The organism is Myxococcales bacterium, from assembly GCA_012517325.1.
Classification (GTDB): Bacteria; Lernaellota; Lernaellaia; order Lernaellales; family Lernaellaceae; genus JAAYVF01.
The window spans coordinates 1-21,365 of record JAAYVF010000079.1; the positions used below are offsets into that span (position 1 = coordinate 1).

General features: G+C 62.1%; 12 protein-coding genes and 1 pseudogene. 4 read left to right on the plus strand and 9 right to left on the minus strand.

Annotation, left to right across the window (positions count from 1 at the left end; all coding sequences use genetic code 11):
* Nucleotides 1–239: 239 nt before the first annotated feature.
* Both GX444_13710 and GX444_13715 read right to left on the minus strand, forming a co-directional pair.
* Nucleotides 240–2,252, minus strand: a complete 2,013-nt coding sequence (locus GX444_13710; protein ID NLH49639.1) for a hypothetical protein — start codon at nucleotides 2,250–2,252, stop codon at nucleotides 240–242.
* Nucleotides 2,253–4,222: 1,970 nt separating this feature from the next.
* A pseudogene (locus GX444_13715) lies at nucleotides 4,223–4,315 on the minus strand (RNA polymerase subunit sigma).
* A gap of 287 nt (nucleotides 4,316–4,602) precedes the next feature.
* Here GX444_13715 and GX444_13720 point away from each other — a divergent pair.
* Nucleotides 4,603–5,193, plus strand: a complete 591-nt coding sequence (locus tag GX444_13720) for a hypothetical protein (GenBank protein NLH49640.1) — start codon at nucleotides 4,603–4,605, stop codon at nucleotides 5,191–5,193.
* A 22-nt stretch (nucleotides 5,194–5,215) separates the two neighbouring features.
* Here GX444_13720 and GX444_13725 read toward each other — a convergent pair whose 3' ends face one another.
* The 6 genes from GX444_13725 to GX444_13750 form a co-directional block, all read right to left on the minus strand.
* Nucleotides 5,216–6,733, minus strand: coding sequence for a DUF2723 domain-containing protein (locus tag GX444_13725; GenBank protein NLH49641.1), 1,518 nt, complete (start codon nucleotides 6,731–6,733; stop codon nucleotides 5,216–5,218).
* A 98-nt stretch (nucleotides 6,734–6,831) separates the two neighbouring features.
* Nucleotides 6,832–9,492, minus strand: a complete 2,661-nt coding sequence (locus tag GX444_13730) for a CehA/McbA family metallohydrolase (protein ID NLH49642.1) — start codon at nucleotides 9,490–9,492, stop codon at nucleotides 6,832–6,834.
* 116 nt (nucleotides 9,493–9,608) lie between these two features.
* On the minus strand, nucleotides 9,609–11,417 hold the full coding sequence (locus GX444_13735; protein ID NLH49643.1) for a long-chain fatty acid--CoA ligase: 1,809 nt from the start codon (nucleotides 11,415–11,417) through the stop codon (nucleotides 9,609–9,611).
* Between the two features lie 160 nt (nucleotides 11,418–11,577).
* A complete protein-coding gene (locus GX444_13740) occupies nucleotides 11,578–14,670 on the minus strand; it encodes an efflux RND transporter permease subunit (protein NLH49644.1) in 3,093 nt (1,030 codons plus the stop codon).
* Nucleotides 14,667–15,716 carry an efflux RND transporter periplasmic adaptor subunit gene (locus GX444_13745; protein NLH49645.1) on the minus strand — a complete coding sequence of 350 codons (1,050 nt, stop codon included), beginning with the start codon at nucleotides 15,714–15,716 and terminating at the stop codon, nucleotides 14,667–14,669. The genes GX444_13740 and GX444_13745 overlap by 4 nt, the downstream gene beginning before the upstream one ends.
* A 77-nt stretch (nucleotides 15,717–15,793) precedes the next feature.
* Nucleotides 15,794–16,219: a MarR family transcriptional regulator gene (locus GX444_13750; protein ID NLH49646.1), complete on the minus strand. Its 426-nt coding sequence runs from the start codon at nucleotides 16,217–16,219 to the stop codon at nucleotides 15,794–15,796.
* A 328-nt stretch (nucleotides 16,220–16,547) separates the two neighbouring features.
* Here GX444_13750 and GX444_13755 point away from each other — a divergent pair, with 328 nt between their 5' ends.
* The 3 genes from GX444_13755 (at nucleotide 16,548) to GX444_13765 (ending at nucleotide 19,203) form a co-directional block, all read left to right on the plus strand.
* Nucleotides 16,548–17,627, plus strand: a complete 1,080-nt coding sequence (locus tag GX444_13755; protein NLH49647.1) for a hypothetical protein — start codon at nucleotides 16,548–16,550, stop codon at nucleotides 17,625–17,627.
* Nucleotides 17,617–18,102, plus strand: coding sequence for a YaiI/YqxD family protein (locus GX444_13760; protein NLH49648.1), 486 nt, complete (start codon nucleotides 17,617–17,619; stop codon nucleotides 18,100–18,102). Before GX444_13755 ends, GX444_13760 begins: the two co-directional genes overlap by 11 nt.
* Before the next feature lie 87 nt (nucleotides 18,103–18,189).
* Nucleotides 18,190–19,203, plus strand: a complete 1,014-nt coding sequence (locus tag GX444_13765; GenBank protein ID NLH49649.1) for a Gfo/Idh/MocA family oxidoreductase — start codon at nucleotides 18,190–18,192, stop codon at nucleotides 19,201–19,203.
* 10 nt (nucleotides 19,204–19,213) lie between these two features.
* On the opposite strand, the gene GX444_13770 is transcribed toward GX444_13765, so the two are convergent.
* Nucleotides 19,214–21,340 carry an acetate--CoA ligase family protein gene (locus GX444_13770; GenBank protein NLH49650.1) on the minus strand — a complete coding sequence of 709 codons (2,127 nt, stop codon included), beginning with the start codon at nucleotides 21,338–21,340 and terminating at the stop codon, nucleotides 19,214–19,216.
* Nucleotides 21,341–21,365 lie beyond the last annotated feature (25 nt).

Genomic DNA, 21,365 nt, shown 5'->3' on the forward strand with positions numbered 1-21,365 from the left:
AAAGCCCGATGCAAAACGGAAAATCGAAAGGGAACAACCAACTGGACGTGGGTCTATCAGGCCTCGGCTCCGAACTCTACGTAACCAAGGGGACATTTTTGCTGCACAGTTGAGGGGACATATTGCCTAAGTATAAACAGGTCAAGAGAGAAGCAACCCGGCGGCGGAATTTTCTTGCCGCGACGGCCGGGTGGACCCCGATCGGTCTTTCACCGGCGTTCCAAAGGATCGCCGACAGCTTATCTGGTCAACCTGGCAATCGCGGTTCCATCCGTCCCGATGGTGAAGTTGCGCGGCCCGATGATTCTTCCCGCGCGAGCATCGAAGGCGCGCAGCGTGACGACCTCACCCGGTTGCCCGGCCAGGGTAATCTCCAAAGCGTCGGGCTCGGTTTTAATTTCAGTGAAACGTTTGTCGGCCAGCGGCACGAATTTGTCGGTTTCGCCCAAGAGCGCCATTCCGTTCTCCAGGATGGGCGCAAGGAGAAAATGGTTGAAGTCATAGAGCCTTCGGATCGGCGGCATTTGGAACGGGCCGGACACGATTTCGGCCCGCCGGGTTTTCCAGTCGTAAAGCACCGCCGGACCGGCGATCGCCAGATCGCGCCGCGGATCGACCCGCCAGTCGTCCACCTCGTCGGGGAAATAAAAGAAAAGCGACGGATCGCTGAAGTCGTAGGAGACGTAAGGCCAGATCCGGTCGGCGGGCCGGCGGTCGGGGTGGTAACGCTCGATGAGGAATGCGCTGAGGTAGACCCAGCGGCCTTGCGCGCCGCGATCGGAATAGGTCGCGACCGTAAACGGCCGGCGATGCGGCAGAAACATCGCGTCGATGGGCGTCGCCGGTTTGTCGGGCTTGAGCAGCAGGCCGTCGGTCCGGCAGGTCCGCGCCAGAATATCGGTGTTGGTTTTACCCAGAAAATCGCTCGGGCCGACCGGGCCGCCGCTGAGGCTGCTGATCAGCGCCTCCGCCCAGCCGTGTTTTTCGGCGGTCTGGAAGGTGTCTTTGTAGGGCCAGATGCCGATCGCCCAGACGACCATGTTGTTGATGTGGAATTGCGGCCAGTACGATTCCTTCGAAATGCCGGGGAAATAGTCGATCGAGCTGCGGACGGTGGTGATGTTGGGGTGGTCGACCGCCGCCATGACGTGCGCCGTCCCCGACATGCAGATTTGCATCGTCAGCCCCCGGTCGGCCATCGCACCGGCCAGATTGGCCAGGTAGCGTTCGGCGTGATCCACCCCGTCGCGCAACCAGGCGTTGCCCCAGAACTGGTTGATCAGCCAATCCTGCTCGTAGGTCACGACACCCCACTTTTTCGCGTTGGCGGCGAATTCGTCGAACACGCAGCGGTCGGTCGGCAGCGCCATGCGCCGGTCATCGACGAAGGCGCATCGGTCACGGTAGGCGTTTTCCTTGGCGAACCAGCGGTTGTGGGTGATGAGCGGCAAGCCGGTCAGGCGATGCAGGCCGTCCAGCCCCCGCGGAAACACTTCCGGCCGCGGTTCCCAACGTTGCATGCCGCCGGGCAGCGGCCAACTGGCGGCCTTGTAATAAAACCACGAATCGATCTGAAGGTAGCCGTAGGGAATTTTCAAATCATCGGCTTCGCGCTTGACCGCCAGCAGCGTTTCCTCGGGCGTCATTCCCGGTTCGGTATTGTAGTAATAGGCGGCGCCGTTATCGGTCCAATAGCCGAGATGCGACAGGCTCAGATCGGCGTAACGGTCGCGGCGTGCGACGCCCCGGTCGCGGCGGATCGCCTCGCCCCAGGCTTCGATCGTCGCGTTGATCCCCTTGCCTTCCACCAGCAGAAAACGGTGGGTGAAGCCGGCGGGGATTGCCGCGATTTCGCCCTCGATGCCGTAACGGATCCGGCCGTTTTCGAACGAAACCAGGCTGATGAAAAAGTGATCGAGCGGCGAAAAAACCAGGCAGTCCAGGTCGTCGCTGTACAGAATGAGCGGGCCGAACGACGGGACGGCGACGCGCCGGGGCGGAAACATCGGGGTCATTTGAAAACTGAGCGCGTGTTTGTATTTCGGATCGACGGCGATTTCCGGATAGGCGACGGCCGGCCGGAAATAATCGCCGGTCGCGACCGCGGGGACCGCCGCGATGAAGCGGTGCCGAAACACGGTCTGGCCCACGCCAAGCGCGATTGTATCCGAAGAAACCGGCACGGCGGCGCCCGCCTGCCCGGCGATGGCAATCAACCCCAAGATGAAGAAAACGGCCCGCCAGACGCGCATCAGTCAACCTCCTCGCGTTGAATACACATTCAAATCTATCGGCTTCGACCGGCGGCGGTCAACCCGAAAGGATTTTCCGACGCGAGCGGACTGACGAACGCTCACTGCGCATACGGCAAATCGGTGGCGGTGAAATCCACCACGCCGTCGGCGAGCAGTTCCTGATAGCGGGCCTCCAGCGCGGCGCCCAGTTCGGCGCGATTGGCGGCGGCCGCCGTCATCGCCATCAACGGCAGACGCAGGTCTTCCACTTTGCATTGCGGCTCGACGTACACCAGCCCGTTTTCGTAATGCCAGGCGATCTGATCGAGCGTTGGCGGCTCGATCTCCTCGGCCAGCATCGCTTCGATGTCGGCCTGATAGACGTCGTTGCCGAACTGGCCGTACTTGTTGAAAAACAGCGCGATCACCCGCCGCCACATGGTTTCGCGCTCCGGATGTTCGACCAGCACCTCGGCCGGATAGATGAACTGCCATTGCTCGGGGGTGAGGTTCGACAGGTAGAGCGACACCATGTACTGGTTGAGCCCGGTCAGCCCGCTTTGCGCCGGCTCGAACAACGCCTGCGACAATTCCACCCCGCCCAACGCCGCCCCCAGATCGAGCAAGGCCTTGATCAGTTGGTTGCCGAGGCCGAACAGCGCCGAAAAATCATGGCCGGTCATTTCCTCGTATCCGGGGTAGGCCCAGAAATTCATGAACGTCAGATTGGGCGGGTTGGCCAGCGCGCCCTCGAACAGCGCGTACAGGTTGTAATCGAGCCCGTACTCGGGCTTGAGGCGGCCCGTGAACAGGTAATCGAGCATCAAGCTCATGTGCGCCACGACAGCGCAATAAAGCGCGGTTTCCTCGGCGGTGCGATCGGCCAGCGCGCCAAGATTTTTAAAAACGCCGTAATAGCCCAGAATGGTGCCGTAGTATTGGTCGCGCGAGACGTTCTTGCGTTCGCGGCCCGTCAGGTGATCCTCGAACGAACCGCGGTAGTCGTATTCGAACGGCCACCAGCTCGTGATGTCGAACATCACCGCCTCGTCCTCGGGGTAGAAATTCTTGGTCGTCGGCCCGCGCTGAATGCGGCCGTCGGCGGCCTCCTGATCGAGCGGGTGGTCGCCGTCGAGCCGGTAGCGATCGAAAAGCTGATACGCGCGATAAATGGCCTGCATCTGGCTCAGGGTGCGCGGTTCACGGGTGAACGGATATTCGAACGCCAGCGACGCCAGCAGGTTGCCGGTGAAGAGCGGCAAATCCTCGTCCTTCCACGCCGGTTGCAGCTTCCAGTAATCCGGCACCCATTCCTGATTGCTCCAATCCGGATCGTCGAACATGGTGAACTTGGACCACATCAGGCGTTGGTTTTCGGTCTTGTCCGGATCGGTCCAATCCGTTTCCAAGACGCGCCAGTAGTCCGGCAGCATCTGAATGCCGGTCTCGCCGATTTCCTCGGCGATGATGCTTTCCCGGTCGGCCCAGGCAAAGACATCGCGGTAGTCGGAATCGTCGTAATAGCTGCCCAGGATTTCCGTCCAATGATAGAAGCGCCAATACCGGTCCATGGTCGCCTCGGCGATCGTCATGACGTACTCGTCCTTCCCGGCGGGGCGGGTCACGACGCGCGCCGCGGGAAGGTAAGCAGTTCGCAGCCGCCACTCGAGCGTGGCGAGCAGGTAGTCGACGACCGCGCCGACGCCCGCCGGCAGTCCATTCCCATCCGCTTTGGCCGTCAGCGCCCGTAACGACCGGCGCAGCGCCGGGCCGCGTTCCGCGACGTTTTTTTTCATGGCGCGCAGCTTGTCCGCGTAGGCCGTCTCCGGCCGGCCCATCTCGCGACGCAAATCCGCGACGAACGGCGAGAGTAAAGCGGCGGCTTTTCGCTCGGCCGCGTTATCGGCGCGCGGCAGGGGTATTTTCGCGTCCGGCCAATCGGGGCAGACGGCGGAGACCGGCGGCCCGGGCAGGACCGGCGAGGAATCGTCGTCGGCCGCCGAGTCGTCATCCGCGGCGTCGTCATCCGGCGACGAATCGTCATCGGCGACGTCGTCATCGGCGGAGTCGTTGTCGTCGTCATCGTCAGCATTGTGAGCCTGTCCCGGATTGGATCCAGAGTCGTCGTCGGACCCGCAACCGGCCAGCGTGAGTACCGGCAGCGCCGCCAGCAGCGCGAAAAGGAAGAGCCGCCAAGAGGGCCGCGCGAGCGTGCGTTTGATGTCGCCAAACATTCGCGGGTGCTCCTTGAATAATTATTTTTTATGCTATGCTGTTCGCGCTTTTTTTCGCAAGGGCGGCCGAACTATTGAGCCGGCCGTCCATTCGGTTAAAATAAGCTGGCGTTAACGGCAAAAGGACAAAGCGAATGGCACTAAAGAGCGGTATTTTCTGCCTGGAGGGAAATTGGGATCGGGATCTGCGCGATCGGTCCTCGGTCGAACCTGGCCTGGAAATGATCCATCGCTGGAAACGCGTGCCGTTTATCCAGCGCCGCGTCGCTACGCTGCCCGAATTCAAATATTACCTGCAAAAATGGGTTTTGCCGAAATATCTCCGGTATCCGATCCTGTACCTCGCGTTCCACGGCGAAAAAGGCTGCATCGTCACCGAGGAGCGCGGCGAAAAAAAGCGCATCACCCTCGATAACCTGGGCCTTTTTCTCAAAGACAAATGCGAAGGCCGGATCGTCTATTTCGGATCGTGCAAAACGCTTGATATCGACCGGCGGCGAATCAATTTGTTCTTGAAACGGACCAAGGCGCTGGCCGTCTGCGGATTTAAAAGTTACGTGGATTGGCTGCCTTCGACGGTCTTCGATCTGATGGTTTTCGATTTGATGCAGGGCCGCGCCTTCGATCTGCGCGGTTTCAACAATTTCGATCGTCTCATCCGCGAGCGGGTCGGTTCCATTCACAAAAAGCTCGACTTCCGGCTGATCCTACGCGACCCGCACTGACGCGCCCGGCGGCCGGTCGGAATCAATACGGCTTATCCACCAAAAACACCGGCTCCACCTGATCGACCCGGCTGGCAAGACGCAGCACGTTTTCGCCCGCGTACAACTTGTGATAAGGCCAGAGCGCGATGTAGATCGGCGTCGCGTGGCCGAGTCCCTTCAATTGATCGTCCAGGTAGGGTTCTTCCGTGAAGCCCAGGAATTCGAGACGGATGCCTTTCCCCATGCCCCGGGTCATCTGGAAATACAACAGCACCTGATAGGACGCGTAATCGCCCATCACGATCGATCCCGGCGGCACCAGGGAAAAAACCCGCTCGGCGTAGGTGATCGAGTGCTGATAACCGTGCAGGCTCGGATTGAAGAAAATCTCGTTGTACTCCGCCGCATCGGCGACCCGGAACGGATTCATCTTCAGCCCGTTGAGCACCTTCGGCGTCACCCAATAAGTGAAGCAGGGGACCGCGATCACCAGGGCGATCAGCGCCGCCAGCACGGCGGCGCGCCGCGCGGCCAGGCGCTCCAGCAGCCAATCGGCGCCGATGCCGACCCAGACGGCGAAAGCCAGATACATCGGGATGAAGAAGATCCACTTCTCGCCGATGTTGTAGTCGAAGCTGAAGGCGAAGCCCATCGCCATGAATCCCGCGATCAGCCAGGCTTCCCGGCGCGCCTGGCGGAACGAGCGGACCGCGCCGACGACGCCCAGCAGGATCGCCAGGCCGATGAAGTTGTAACCGAAGAAGGCCAACAGGTAGAAAGCATCCTCGCCGAAGCGGCTCCAATCCACGCCGGTGATCGGCGCTTCCCAATCCTTGCCGCCGGAAAAGAGGTAGACGTGGATCAGTTCGCCCAGCGGGTGGCCGTCCGCCAGATAGGAAACCGACAAAATCAGAATCGGCAGCAGGCCGATGACGAACCAGAACAAACCCCACTGGATATTGCGTTTAGTGATTTCCGCCCGCCGCAGCAACAGGTAGAACAGAAACGGCGGAATCGTCAGGACATGAAACCGATGTTGGAAGAAGCCGAAGCCGAAGAGGAACAGCGCACCGTAAAAATAGCCCGGTTTCTCGGGCTTCCACAGCAGCACGCACAGCAACATCGCCAGAATCAACGCCGTGCTCAAGGAATATACTTCGGTGAACACGGTTTGTTGCCAGACGGTATGCGCCACCATGTAGGATAACGCGCCCACGGCGGCCGCGCCTCGCGAGGCCTTCAGCGTCAGCGCCACGCGATAGATCAACACGACCGTGACGCAGCCGAAAAAGGCGTTGAGTGCGTTCATCCAAAGCGCCAGGTCCGACAGCGGCGCAAACGGATGCACGAGAATTCGGGCGAGCACGGTGAACAGGGGATAGTGTCGGGCGTCCGGCGACATTTCCCATTCCATCAAGGAGCGGGTCTGCAATTGCGCCGGGTCGCTCCAGAAAGTGGTCGGCGCCAGGGTGAACCCGTACAAAACGGCGGTGGCCAGAAAGAGCAGCGTATCCGGCCGCAGTAGAAGGGAACGCGGCTGTGCGGACTGGTTTTCCACAGCGATTCCTCCCCGTTCGGGATGTTGGCGCTAACTGTACTTCAGGGAATGGACGCAATCCAGACGGGCGAGCTTTTTTTAACCGCCAAAACAACGGCTCAAGGCAAACCCGGCGGATCGAACTCGCCGTTGCCGTCGACATCCACCCAGATCGGGTTGGTAATCGCGAACACGGGCGCGCCCGGATTGAAAGGCCCGAGCCGCGCGCTGGTGTGGCCGGCTTTGACGACGTAATAAACGTCGCCGTCGGCTTCCAGATCGATGTCGCCGTCATAACGGACCACCTCGCCGGTCGGGGTCAACGCTTCCTCATACACCAGTTCGCCGTGGTTGGAATACACTTCGAGATAATCGACCGGAATCCATAACGGCGCCTGCACGCGGACACTCAACGTCACGGTGGAAGCCGCCTCACCCGTGACCAGACCGCCGATCGACTGATCGCCGATCGAGAAATCGATGAGCGGACCGCTGGATATCTGCGCGCGGTGCGCCCGATCGGCGGCCAGGAAATCGTCGATCTCCGCCGTGGCCGGCTCGTCGCCGCCCGCCGGCATGGCGATCAGATTGCGGGGATTGCCGATGACGCCGTCGTAATTGTGGCTGTCGGAATTGCCGTGCATCGTGTAGTTCAAACCCTGGTCCAAGAAACTGAACCAGAACTCGATCGTGCCGTTGGTCGGCCCGTTCCAGACTTCGATCGCCTCGAAGTCAGTGCCGAAGCGCTGCGGGTCCGCGCCGTCGACACCGACCGCCGGGTCGTAGCCCGCGTAAGCGTACCAGTCGCGCGGGTGATTGAGCTGGATGAACTGCGCGCCGTAATCGTCGCGCGCGAATTCCCACATTTCCGGAAATTCGTAATGGCGAATGATCTCGCGTTCGTCGTCGTACAACATGTACGGCAGGCCGTAGAACTCGGACCGCTCCGGATTGACGACGACCGGCCAGGCGTTGAAATGGCCGATGCCCGGGCTGACTTCCATGCCGGTGATCGGCTTGACCCACGACGCGACCCCGGCTTCGACGACAAAATCGTCCTGGGGAACGATCACGTCGTGTTCGGTGATCACCGGCATTTCCACCCCCTCCGCCGCGATCTGCCGCATCCGTTCGACCGGGTCGGTGAACGAATCGGTCGAGTAGGCCGAATGAATGTGAAAATCGGTGACGATCCAGCCGTCGCTGTCCACCGCATGCGCGATTTCACCGGCGAAAAGGTAGGCGTTTTCCTCTCCGGCCTCGATCGTTACGTTCTCGGCGTGAAGTTCATACTCGTAGCCGCGCGAGGCCGTGATGGTGTATTCACCGGGCGGCAAGCGGAAGGATTCGCTGCCGGACACCGAGAAGAACCGCTGGAAGACCGCACCGTTCGGGTCGGCGTCGAAGCTGCTTTGCACGGTGATTTTACACGGGACGGAATCGCCGTTTTCATCCTGAATCAGGATCTGCAGATAGCCGGGAGCCGCCAGCTCGGTGTCGACGGATACCGGTTCGCCCGGGTCGATCGTGAACGGCACCGGCGCGGCGTCGACTCGCCCGTCGCCCTGCGCCGCCAGTGTGTACTGGCCGGGGTCCAGTTCGATGGAGTAATTTCCGTCGGCATCGGGCACCAGCATGGCAACGTAGTTTTCGCCCGCGTCGCGGTCGTCCAGCACGAAGAGCCGGGTTCGCGTATAATCGTTCCCGTCCGCCAAGGTCAGGTGACCGCTCATCGTGCCGAAATCGGTATTGCCGTCGTACTCGTGGATCGCCGCCGAAATGAGCCGCGCATCGCCGTCGCCGACGATCAACAGGCGCTGATGGGAATTCTGGCCGTGGGCCTGGATCGGCAGCAAGGTTTCCACCGCCGGAATCACGTTGCCGTAAATGTAAGGGATATAGAGCCGGGTGTTTTCTCCCGTCGTCGCCAGGGCGTACGAAATCGGCCCATCGTATCGGTTCAAACCGCCGACCCAGCGCACCATCGCCTCCAGGTCCAGATCGCCGACGTCAAAGCCGGTCCGCGGCAGGAAGGTGTCGGTATCGAAACCCCAGAACGGCATGTCGGCGATCGCGATCATCCGGTCGTAGTCGGCGTCGTTGAACACCGTGGTGCGAACCGTGATGTACTGCTTGTCCGCCTCCAAAATGTAATCGTTGACGATGTGGACCTGATAATCCTGCTTGTAGATCGGAGTGTTCGCGCTGATCAACGAATCGGTAAACGGGATGCCGCCGTCCTGACCGGTAACCCGGATGACGCCGATGCCGTCATTGCCGTCCTTCACCACTTCGATGGTGTGAGGCCAGAAGCCGCGCACGATGCAGACCACGTGCTCGAGGCTTTGCAGATTGTCCTCGCCGGATACTCCCGGCGCCCGCGCCAGGTCGGCGTCGATGATGTTGCCGGAATACGTGGTGAATCCGACGGCCGGCTTCTCCGGCGAACGGACAATGAATTCCACCTGCGAATTGTAAATTTTATAATCGCCGATTTCGCCCTTGGCGCGCGGGCCGCCGATCAATTCGTTCGCGGCGGTGATTTGGCCCGCCCGGACCTCGCCCTCGCCCAGCGGATCGGACAGGTTGAAATCGTCGTCGTTGTCGTCGTCATTGTCGTTGTCGTCGTCGTTATCGTCGTCATCGTCGTCGGGTTGTCCGGAATCGTCGTCCGTCCCGCCGTTGTCATCATCGTCATCGTCGCCGGCGCAGGCGAAAAGAAAGGCGCTGACGAATGACAAAGCCAGCAAAAGAGACAGCAAGGATCGGATGGCAGCCATCGGGTCCTCCAGAGACTCTTGGGTTAGAGAGGCGTTACACCGGATCGGAATGAAAGAAGCTTTAATGGATTTCTAACAATCGTCAAGCGTCGGCGTGTTTTCGCCGTGTCGGCGGCCTAGCGGTCGCCGGACGAATACAGGCTGTCGATCAATTGATCGTAAGCGCTCATCACGTTTTTACGCTTCACCTTCATGGTCGGCGTCAGCAGGTTGTTTTCGACGGTAAAGGGTTCGAACAGCAACTCGAATTTCTTGATGGTTTCGTACTTCGCCAGTTTGGCGTTCGCCGCGTCGATCCGGCGTTGGAACTCCGCGCGGACTTCCGGGTGGTGCAAGTAGGCGATCGGCGCCCCCGGCAAGTTCTTCGCCCGGCCGAACTCGGTCAGCCATTCGCGGTTGGGAACGATCAACGCCACCAGGTAGTTGCGCCGGTCGCCGATGACCGCGACCTGCTCGATGGCCAGGTCGAGCTTCAGCAGGTTTTCGATGTTCTGCGGCGCGATGTTCTTGCCGCCGGCGGTGATGATCAGGTCTTTCTTGCGGTCGGTGATGTAGAGGTAGCCGTCCTCGTCGATCTTGCCGATGTCGCCCGTATGGAACCAACCGTTTTCCAGCGCTTCCGCCGTGGCGGCCGGATTGTTCCAATAGCCGAGCATGACCTGCGGGCCGTGCACCAGAATTTCGCCGTCCGCGGCGATGCGTACTTCCGTGTCGGCGACCGGTTTGCCGACCGAACCCAGCCGGAAATCGTTCATGCTGTTGCCGGTCAGGCCGGGCGAGGTTTCCGTCAGGCCGTAAGCCTCGAGGCAGAAAATGCCCATCGCCGCGAAGAAGTATTGGATTTCCAAGGCCAGGGGCGCCGCGGCATAGCCCAGCACGCGGATGCGGCCGCCGAGCGCTTCCTTTACCTTGGAAAAAACCAGCGCTTCGGCGATTTTGAATTGCAGGCGCAGCGAAAGCGGACTCGCTTTCTTCTCTACCTTGTTCTTCGTGATTTGTTTGCCGACCGCCATCGCCCAATGGAACAGCTTCGCCTTGGCTTTCGGCGCCGTTTCCAGCCCTTTGATGATTTTTTCGTGGATCTTCTCCAACAATCGCGGCACCGTCACGAAAATCAACGGCCGGATTTCGCGCAGATTGTCGGGGATTTTTTCCACCGATTCGGCGAAGTTGATGGTGCCGCGATGCATCATGAAGACGTAGACCTCCATGCGGCCGAAGGCGTGGCACATCGGCAAAAACTGCAAATCCGTGTCGCCGGGATTCATGGTCAGGAATTCCTGCACGGCGTAAACATTGGACGTCAGGTTGCGGTGGCACAACATGACGCCCTTGGGATTGCCGGTGGTCCCGGAGGTGTAGATCAGCGTGGCAACCTCTTCCGGATCGATGGCTTTCAGCCGCCGGTCGATCGCGGCGCGGTCCATTTTTTCGCGGCCGAGTTGCCAGACCGCGTCCAGGTCGGTCACCAGATCACCGTCCGCCGCGTGAGGCTCGATCACGATCAGCTTGCGCAAGGCCGGCAACCGATCGCGCACCGACAGCACCTTTTCGAGTTGTTTTTGGTTTTCGACGACCACGCATTCGGCGCCGGAATCCTGCAAAATAAACGCCACCTGCTCGGCGGTATTGGTCGGGTAAATCGGCACGTTGATGATGTCGACGGCCAGCGTGCCCAGATCGACGATCGCCCATTCCGGCCGGTTTTGCGACAAAATGGCGACCCGGGTGCGCGCCGCGATGCCCATGGCCAACATCCCCGAGGCGACGGCCAGCACCTTTTCCTCGACCTCGCGCCAGGTCAGATCCAGCCAGCGGCCTTCTTTTTTATGGCGAAAAACGACGTGGTCGGCCCACTTGCCGGAACGCTCGAAAAACAATTCGGGGATGGATCGGGAATACTTCGGCCACGGGCTACTTTTCATCGGTTGCCTCGTCTGGTTGTCTTACTACCGGTTGCGCGAACATCCGGCGTCGAAAGAATCGATCGCTAACAATGTATTGATTGACGGAGAAATGCGCAAGGAATCCGCCGGCCGCTCGGATTCGAATGTTATTCAATAAAGCGAAAACGCGCGGCGGCGATCACCCGTTCGGCGCGGTCTCGTGCGCGGCTTTTTCCTTGGTCTTGATGCCGGCGCGCGCCTTGACGCCCTCGAACAGCGAAAAGGCGACCGGAACGATGGCCAGGGTGATGACCAGCGACATGGCCTGCCCGCCGATGATGACCTTCGCCATCGAGGCGCGCGCCGCCGCGCCGGGCCCCTGCCCGAGCGCGATCGGCGTCATGCCGGCGATCAGGGTGATCGTCGTCATCAGGATCGGCCGCAAGCGGGCGTGGTTCGCTTCCATGATCGCCTCGCGCAGCGCCTTGCCGCGGGCCAGCAGCGTGTTGGTGTAGTCGATCTGCAAAATGCCGTTCTTCTTGACGATGCCGAAGAGCATGAACACACCCAGGAGGCTGTACATGTTGATCGACTCGCGCAGGAAGAACAGCGACAGCAGGGCGAACGGCACCGTCAGCGGCAGGGCGAGCAGGATCGTCACCGGGTGCAGGAAGCTTTCGAATTGGGCGGCGAGCACGATGTACATGAAGATGAACGCCAGCACGAAGGCGAGCATCATGTTGGTGATCGTTTCGCCCATCATCTTCGACTGCCCCGTGAAGGCGCCGGTATAGGCGACGGGCAATTTCAGCTCGGCGATCACTTTCTGCAATTCGTTCGAGGCCGAACCCAGGTCGAGATGATCCAGGTTGGAGTAGATCTGCACGACGCGCTGGCGGTTGTAGCGGTCGATCTCGGTGGGTCCGAGGCCTTCCGATAGATTGGCCACCTGACTGAGCGGCACGATGCCCGCCTTGCTCGAAGCCAGCGGCAGCCGCGCGATGATTTCCGCGTCGTTGCGATCCTTTTTGTCGAGGCGCAGCCAGACGTCGTACTGCTCGACGCCCTCGCGGAACTTGGTCACCTTGTCGCCGCCGACCATGGTCCGCATCGTGTTGGCGATGTCCGCGGCTGTCAGGCCCAGATCGGCCGCCTTCTGCCGATTCAATTCCAGCCGCACTTCCGGCTGGCGCGAGGCCAACGACGTGTCGACGTCGACGAAACCCTTGATGCCCCGCAGCCGGGCGGCGATCTGGTCGGAATATTTCATCAACGCGGCGAGATCCGGCCCCATGAGGTTGTAGGAAAACGTAAAGTTCCGGCCGCCGCCGAAGCCGCCGATGTAGCTGACGCTCGAACGGATTTCCGGGTATTGCGCCAGAATGGCCCGCACTTCCTTCATCTTGTCGAATTGCGTGTATTTGCGGTCGGCGATGTCGACGATGGAAACATAGATCGAGCCCTTGGTCACGTCCTCGGCGCCCGTGGTGCTGCCGATCTGCGTCATGGTCAACAGCACGCCGTCCACCCGCTGGATCCGTTCCTCGATCCGGCCAAAGATCTGGTCGACCGTGGACAGGCTCGAACCGGCGGGGACGATCAAATTGACCTGGAATTCGCTCCGGTCGTCCTGGGGCATGAAATCCTTGCCGAGGATTTTCGCCAGCAGACCGGTCGAAAGCACGATCAGCACGGCGATGGCGATGGTGATCCAGCGGTGATTCAACACCCAGACCAGCATGGCGTTGTAAGCGCGGCCGGCCCAGCCCAGCGTATCCTGGTGGGCCTTTTCCGGTTTGATTTTCAGGAAGCGCGACGACAGCATCGGCGTCAGGGTGAAGGAGATGATCAGGGAAACGCCGATCGCGAAGGCGACGGTCAGGCCGAATTCGTAGAAGAAGCGACCGGCCATGCCCTGCATGAAGGCCACGGGCAGAAAGATGACGATCAGGGAGGTGGTCGTCGCCATGACCGCCAGGCCGATTTCCAGGAGGCCGTCCATGGCCGCGCGGATCGGATTTTTACCCAATTCGTCCAGGTGGCGGAAAATATTCTCCAGCACGACGATCGAGTCGTCGATCACGATGCCGACCGCAAGCGTCAGGCCGAGGAGCGACATGTTGTTGAGCGTAAAACCCAAGGCGCGCATGAAGGTGAAAGTCGAAACCAGCGACGCCGGAATGGCTACCGCGGCGATGATCGTCGAGCGCAGGTTCCGCATGAAAAAAAGCACCGCCAACGACGCCAGAATGGCGCCGAGCACCAGGTGCAGATTCAATTCGTGGATCGACCGCAGAATGAAAACCGATTGATCCGAAACGATGTTGATCTGGATGTCGGGCGGCAGCGTCGCCTTGACCTGCTCCAACCGTTGCTTGACCTTCTTGATCACCTCGACCGTGTTGGTCCCCGACTGCCGCACGACGTTGAGCGTGACCGCCGGCTGGCCCTTGTTTTGATCGCCCTTGTGCCAGATGCGCGCCAGGGTGCGCGGCTCCTCGATCGAATCCTCGGCCCGGCCGATGTCGCCGATGGTGATCTGCCGGCCGTTGCGCGTCGCGACGACGATTTTCAGAAAGTCCTCGACCCGTTCGACGCGCGCCAGCGTCCGCAACACCTGCTCGCTGGAATCGCGGTCGATCCGGCCGGAAGGAATCTCCACGTTTTGCGCCGCGAGCGCCCCTTTGACCTGGGCGATCGGGATTCCGTAAGCCTGGAGCCGGTCGAGGTCGAGGAAGACGTTGATCGCCCGGTTCCAACTGCCGACCGGCGTGACCGAGCCGACGCCGTCGACGTTTTCAATGGCTTCCTTGACGCGCAGGCGGGTGATTTCCGACAGCTCTTTCATGTCGCGCGGGCCGGAAATCGCCAGGCTCATGACCGGCTGGGAATCGATGTCGAACTTGGAAACGACCGGCGGTTCGACTTCGGGCGGCAGGAGATATTGCGCGGCTGCCACCTTGTCGCGCACGTCCTGCACGGCGTCCGCCAACGGTCGTTCCAGCACGAATTTCACCACGACGGTCGAGAGGCCCTCGACGCTGTACGACGACAGCTCGTCGATGCCCGTCACCGTGTTGACGGCTTCCTCGATCGGCTTGGTCACCTGCGATTCGACTTCCTCGGGCGAGGCGCCGCGCAGCATGGTCCGGATGATGACGACGGGAATGTCGACCTTGGGCATCAGGTCGACGCCGAGCATCCGATAAGAAAATACGCCCAGCACCAGCAAGAGGATAGTGATCATCGAGGCGAGCACGGGCCGCCGAATGAAAATGGTCAATGCGTTCATTGGGCGTTATCCTCGCGAATCGCGATGGCGCGGCCGTCGGTGAGCAATTCAACGCCCGACGAAACCACCCGGTCGCCGGCGACGAGGCCTTTCGCCACCAGCACGCGGTCTTTGTATTTGCCCGCGGTTTCGATCGCCCGGTCGCGCGCCTTGTTCTGCTCCACGACGAAAACATGGGGGTTGCCGGCGAACGAAAACACCGCGCTTTCGGGAATCGTCAGCGCCTGGTCGATCTTTTGCGTCAGGATGGAGACGCGGGCGAAGGTGCCGGGTTTGACGGCTTCGTCCGGGTTGTCGATTTCCGCCTCGACGGAAAACGAGCGCGTGTCGGCGGCTACGGCCGGGGCGATGCGCACGATTTTACCCGTCAGCGGCGCGTCGGACGAGGATTCGAGATAGGCTTGCACATCGTCGCCGACGTGCAAATCGCCGGCATAGCGTTCCGGCACGTCGCCCTTGAACTTCAACGGAGTGATCCGCACGACTTGAAAAGCCTGGTTGCCGACGCGGACGTACTCCCCGGCGTTGATCATCCGTTTCGCGACGATGCCGTCGAACGGCGCGCGCAACATCGTGTCGTTCAATTTTTTCTGCGCTAGGTTGGCGGCCGCGCGGGCGACGTCCAGCATCCGTTTCTGATCGTCCACCTGTTGCTGCGAGGCCATCTCGTGCGCCGCCAGGTCGGCGATGCGCCGGTAATTGGCTTCGGCCGACACCAGGTCCGCCTTGGTCTGCGCCACTTTCAGGGCGTATTCCTCATCGGCCAGCACCGCCAGGGAAGCGCCTTTCTTGACGTGGTCGCCCAGGTCCGCCTTGATCGTCAGCGCCCGGCCGTCCACCTCGCTGGACACGACCGCCTCATCCCAGGCGGCCAGGGTGCCGGTGATCTCCACCCGCCGTTCGATGTTCTGGCTCGCCACCGTGGCGGCGGTCACCGCCAGCGGCGCGTCGGCGGCGGAAACCACGTTCCCGGAGGAACTGGACGAACAGCCGGCCAGAAAAACCAGACCCAAGCCCAACAAGACGATGATGGAACGAACTTTCACCGATGACATTTTTCCCCTCGCAAATCAAATCGGAAAAACCGGTCAGCGTCCGGCCTGCAGCGGCCGGCGCGATTGTTTTACTCCGCCAATGGGCGACCCTCCGGACGGTCGCCATTCAAATGAACGATCAGCCGATCCAACAGATCGACGAATTGATGCTGCAATTCCGGCGACAACACCGACACCAGCGAGGAAAGCCGCCGCAGCCGCGATTGGTCGAGCGCTTCCACAAGCGACATGCCGCGTTCGGTGAGCGTGACGAGCTTGTGGCGGCGGTCGTGAGTCGATTTTTCCCGGACGACGAACCGTTTCTTCACCAGCCGGTCCACCAGGTGACTGGTGGCGGCCCGGGATAGATTGATCCGGCCGGCGACCTCGCTGATCGACCGCGGCCCGTCGTTGCGCAGCATGAACAGGGTGACGATCTGCGGAAAAGTGAGCCAGTGCTTTTGCATCAGCGAGAGGCCCTCGCCGACGTACTGCGCATTCAACAGACGGGTCACTTGCCGGAATCTGTCCCGAACCAGCTCGGCGGCAGGTATTTCAGGTTTTTTTCCCGTCGATCCGCGCGCCGCCATCCGCCCTCCGAAATAGTATCAAGGTTGGAACTATATGAATTTTTTTAATGTTGTCAAAGGATTCCGCGATTTTTTCTTGCTAAACTGTAACCGATTGTTTCCATGGCATTATTTCAAATGCAATTAAGAGGTTTTCGGTGGCGGCGTTCCGGCGAGGCGATTTTTCACTTTTTTCTTCAAATGCCATGCGCCTTTCGCGGCCAGGTCTTATTATTGAACGATAGGGAAAAGGGGACTTAAAGGACCGTCTTTGATGCAAGCCGAACCAGAACGCCGACACCGCCTCGATTCCGCCGATTCCCGCCGGCGCGAGCGAATCCAACATTCGCCCAATTTTCGCGCCGGCATCTGCCAGAACCCCGTTCCGACCACGATGATGGTGCCCGGCAAAACCGCCGAGGTGGCGCGAGACTGGCTGGCCAACGGCAAGCTGCGGGTTCCCCCCGCCCCCCTGCCGGCCGTCTCGCTGACCGGCGAGTCATTCGCGGCGCCGGCGGCGGACGATCCGCGACTGGTCTGGTTCGGGCATTCGACCGTCTTACTGGAGATGGAAGGCCAGCGCCTGCTGTTCGACCCGATCTGGGCCAACCGCAGCTCGCCGGCCCAGTGGGTCGGCCCAGCGCGGTTTCAACCGCCGCCGTTGCCGTTGGAACAATTGCCCGAATTGACGGCCGTCGTGATCTCGCACGACCATTACGACCACCTCGACAAGGACACGATCCGCAATCTGGCCGAGATGCAGCCGCGGGTTCCTTTCCACCTGCCGCTCGGCGTCGGCGCGCATCTCGAAAAATGGGGCATCGACCCGGAACGCGTCCGGGAATCGGATTGGTGGGAAGAAACCGCGACGGCGGACGGCGCATTGCGTCTCATCGCCGCGCCGGCGCGCCATTTTTCGGGCCGGAGCCTGTTCGACCGCAACCGGACCCAATGGGCGTCCTGGATCGTCGCCGGCCGGTCGCATCGCGTCTATTTCGGCGGCGACGGCGGCTATCACCCGGGTTTCGCCGACATCGGCGACCGCTTCGGGCCGTTCGATCTGGCGATGTTGGAAATCGGCGCCCATCATCCCAACTGGGGGCAAATCCACCTGGGACCGGAAAAAGCGCTGCTTGCCCAGCGGGAGTTGCGCAGCCGCTACCTGCTGCCGATTCATTGGGGCACGTTCTGCCTGGCCCTGCATCCCTGGGACGAACCGATCACCCAACTGGTCGCTGGCGCCCGGCAAAACGGCGGCGAACTGCTGACGCCGCGCCTCGGCCAAATCATCGCCTTGAACGAACTGCCCGCGTTCGCCGATTGGTGGACGGAGGTCGACGGCCATGGCGAATGAACCCACCGGCGCGGCTTCGACCTCGCCGGCGATCTACGTCGACGCCGACGGTTGCCCCGTCAAGAATGAAATCTACCGCGCTACGGGCAAGTATCGTCTGACCGTTTACGTGGTCTGCAACTCCTATCTGAACGTGCCCGCCGAAGAGCGGATTCGGCGCGTGGTCGTCGGCCGCGGCGCGGACGTCGCCGACGACTGGATCGCCGAACGGGTCGCCGCCGGCGATATCGTGGTGACGACCGACATCCCGCTCGCCGATCGCTGCATTAAAAAAGGCGCACGGGTGCTCGACGCGCGCGGCCGCGAATTCACGCCCGACTCCATCGGCGCCGCGCTCGCCACTCGCGACCTGATGGAACACCTGCGCTGGATGGGTCTGACCTCGGGCGGGCCGCCGCCGGCCGGAAAAAAAGATCGTTCGCAATTTCTCGCCAAACTGCACGAGGTCATCCAGGCCCAATTGCGCCGGGCGTGATCCGTTTTCCGGACGGCATGATTTGACCGCGCCGGTCGCCCCGCCTATTCTGCCGCAATCCTTTCCATTCGAACCGGGGAGACGGAGATGACACAGGCGCCTGGAGTGAAAAAACCCGCCGGACGGTTCTGGCGTTGGGGGATTCTCGGCACCGCGCAGATTTCGACGGAGATCATCCGGGCGCTGCGCCGTTCCCGCAACGGTATCCTGCGCGCGGTCGCCAGCCGCAACGAATCCAAAGCGCGCGAATGGGCGCGGCGCTACGGCATCCCCCTGGCCTTCGCTTCCTACGACGAAATGCTGCAATCGGGCGAAGTGGATCTGATCTACAACCCGCTGCCCACCAGCCTGCACGCCGAATGGACGATGCGGGCGCTCGAGGCCGGCCTGCCCGTGCTGTGCGAAAAGCCGTTCGCCGCGAACGCCGTCGAAGCGCGCGCGGTCGCCGCCCGCGCCGCCGAGCGGGGTTTGCCGGTGGCCGAGGCATTCATGTACCGCCACCATCCGCAATGGGCGCGCGTCGCCGAACTGGTGGCGAGCGGCGTCATCGGCGAGGTGTCGGCGCTACACGGCCAGTTCACGTTTTTGCTCGACGACCGGACGCAAAACCCGGCCTCGGCCGAAATGGCCGGCGGCGCGTTGCGGGACGTCGGCTGCTACTGCGTGCATTTTTCGCGACTGATCGCGGGGTGCGAGCCGTCGTGGGTCAGCGCCTTCGAAAAACGTTCGTGCGTCGACGATCTGCTGCTGGGTTTGCTGGAGTTTCCGAACGGCGTGTTGTCGCACTTTGAAACCAGCATCGCCAATTTCGAACGGCACCGCGCGGAAATCGCCGGCACCGCGGGCGCCCTGCAACTGCTCAACCCCTGGGTTCCCGGCGATGCCCCGGCCGTGATCCGGCTGTTGCGGCCGGAAGCGAAATCCGAGGAGATCGTGGTGCCCCCGGCGGATTCCTACCGGCTGGAATTGGACGATTTCGCGGCGGTCTGCGCCGGCGAGATCGCGCCGCGCTGGCCGGCGGCCGACGCCGTGGCCAACATGGCGGTGCTCGACGCCCTGTTCGCGTCTGCCCGCGAGCGGCGGGCCGTTTCCCTTCCTTAACCGATTATTCCTATCCGGCGACGATCAGGGCGTCCACGGCGATGGGTCTGCCGTCGACGACGATCAGCGGATTGATGTCGATTTCGGCGATTTCCGGATGCTCGAGCGCCAACCGTCCGACGCCGAGCAGAATGTCGGCCAGAATTTCCCGGTCGACCGCCGGCCGGCCCCGCAACGCGCCGTAAACGTGCCGTAGCTTCAAATCGTCGAGCATGGCCACGGCTTCCGCCCGGTCGAACGGAGCGACGCGGAACGTCACGTCGCGGATCGCCTCGGTGAAAATTCCCCCGGCGCCGAGCATGACGCAGGGGCCGAACCCGGGGAACCGCGTCAGGCCGACGACCAATTCGCGGCCGCCGCACAGCATCTCGGAAACCAGCAGGGGCGCGGCGGGAAATTGCTCGCGGATTTTTTCGGCGGCGTTTTGCACCTCGGCCGCCGACCGCAGATCGAGCCACACCAGGCCCGCCTCGGTTTTGTGCGCGACACCGGGCGGCAATCCCTTGACGGCCACCGGGTAGCCCAACCGATCGGCGATCCGCACGGCGTCGGCAACCTCCGCCGCCAGTTCCTCGCGCGGCAGCGGCACCCCGTATTCCGCGAGCAAGCGCTTCGCCTCGTATTCATTACGCGGAGCGACGGATGCCCGCTCTGTGACCGCCGGCGTCTCGGTCGCGGCCCGGTCCGCGCGCCGCCGCGCGCGGATTTGCGCGGAATCGGCCAGGGCCGCCATCGCGGCGACGGCCCGTTCGGGCGAACTGAACAGCGGCACCCCGTGCTCGCGGAACGTTTCGGCCGCATGGTCGACGCGCAAAAAAGTGGAAGCGACCAGCGGCTTGCCCGTTTGCGCGGGCAAGACCAGCAGGCGATCAAGGTCGAACTCGAGCATCTTCAAAAATTCGGGCGGCGCGCCGCCGGCCAGCGATCCCATGTTGTCGATGATCATTTTCGCGAAGCCGGTGTCCATCATGCCGTGCACCAGAATGCCGTCGATTTCCTCGGCGCCGAAGAGGATTTCCGGCAGGTGTTTGACGAAGCTCTCGCTCTCGATGATGAACGTCAGGTCGACCGGATTCTTCACCGAGGCCGTCGCGACGACGTGCGGCCGCAGCTTCTCCTGCAATTCCGCGCTGAATTCCGTCACCGTCAACCCGGCCTTGTCGCAGGCATCGGCCATCGAGGCGGCGGGACCGCCGGAGTGCGTCAGGATCGCCATCCGCCGGCCGCGCGGCGGCGGCATGTTGGCCAGCGCATGGCCCCAGTCGAACATTTCCTGCACCGACCGCGCCCGCAGAACGCCGGCCTGCGCGAAAATGCCGTCGAACAGGGCGTCGGGGCCGCCGAGCGAGGCGGTGTGAGAGCGCACCGAACGCCGCCCGGCCTCGCTGCCGCCGGCGTAAAGCGCGACGATCGGCTTTTCGCGGGCCACGCGGCGCGCGGTTTCGACGAACTCCCGGCCGCGGTTGATGCCCTCGAGGTACAGCGCGATCGCCTTCGTGTGCGGATCGGCCCCGAGATGATCCAGGCCGTCCACCACGTCGATGTCCAGCGAGTTGCCGACGCTGATCGCCTGGCTGTAACGGATGCCGCGCTCGCGCAGGTAGGCCATCGTTTGCGCGACGTAGGTGCCGCTCTGGCTGATCAACCCCAGGTGACCCGGCTGGTCCAGGTAGGGCGCCACCGTCATGTTCATTTTGGCGTGCGTATTGAGGATGCCGATGCAATTCGGGCCGACGAACCGGATCCCGTGCCGCCGGGTGATTTCCAGCAGCTCTTTTTGCAGCGCCTCGCCGTCCGCGCCGACTTCCGCGAAACCGGCGGTGACGATGACCGCGTAACGCACGCCCCGCTCGCCCAAGGCGTCGAGCAAGGGCAGCGTGATCCGGGACGGCGTCACCAACAGCGCCACCTCCGGCGCCTCGGGCAGGGCTTCCGGACTCGGGTAGGTCGGCCGGCCGAGCACCTGTTTTTCGGTCGGATGCAACAGATAGACCGGTCCGGCGAAGCCGGAGTTGAGCAGACTGAGGGCTTGAATGGCGCCCATCTTGACGATGCTGTTGCTGGCGCCCGCGACGACGACCGACTGCGGATTCATGATCGTCGTCAACGGATTGATTCGCTGTTCCGTCTGATGCACGTTGTACTCCCGCGTTGTCCAACCG

What these genes read in the sequence shown, in the direction of transcription:
- GX444_13710 (NLH49639.1), bottom strand. Translation starts at nt 2,252, where the DNA reads ATGCGCGTCTGGCGGGCCGTTTTCTTCATCTTGGGGTTGATTGCCATC.
- GX444_13720 (NLH49640.1), top strand. Translation starts at nt 4,603, where the DNA reads ATGGCACTAAAGAGCGGTATTTTCTGCCTGGAGGGAAATTGGGATCGG.
- GX444_13730 (NLH49642.1), bottom strand. Translation starts at nt 9,492, where the DNA reads ATGGCTGCCATCCGATCCTTGCTGTCTCTTTTGCTGGCTTTGTCATTC.
- GX444_13735 (NLH49643.1), bottom strand. Translation starts at nt 11,417, where the DNA reads ATGAAAAGTAGCCCGTGGCCGAAGTATTCCCGATCCATCCCCGAATTG.
- GX444_13740 (NLH49644.1), bottom strand. Translation starts at nt 14,670, where the DNA reads ATGAACGCATTGACCATTTTCATTCGGCGGCCCGTGCTCGCCTCGATG.
- GX444_13755 (NLH49647.1), top strand. Translation starts at nt 16,548, where the DNA reads ATGCAAGCCGAACCAGAACGCCGACACCGCCTCGATTCCGCCGATTCC.
- GX444_13760 (NLH49648.1), top strand. Translation starts at nt 17,617, where the DNA reads ATGGCGAATGAACCCACCGGCGCGGCTTCGACCTCGCCGGCGATCTAC.
- GX444_13765 (NLH49649.1), top strand. Translation starts at nt 18,190, where the DNA reads ATGACACAGGCGCCTGGAGTGAAAAAACCCGCCGGACGGTTCTGGCGT.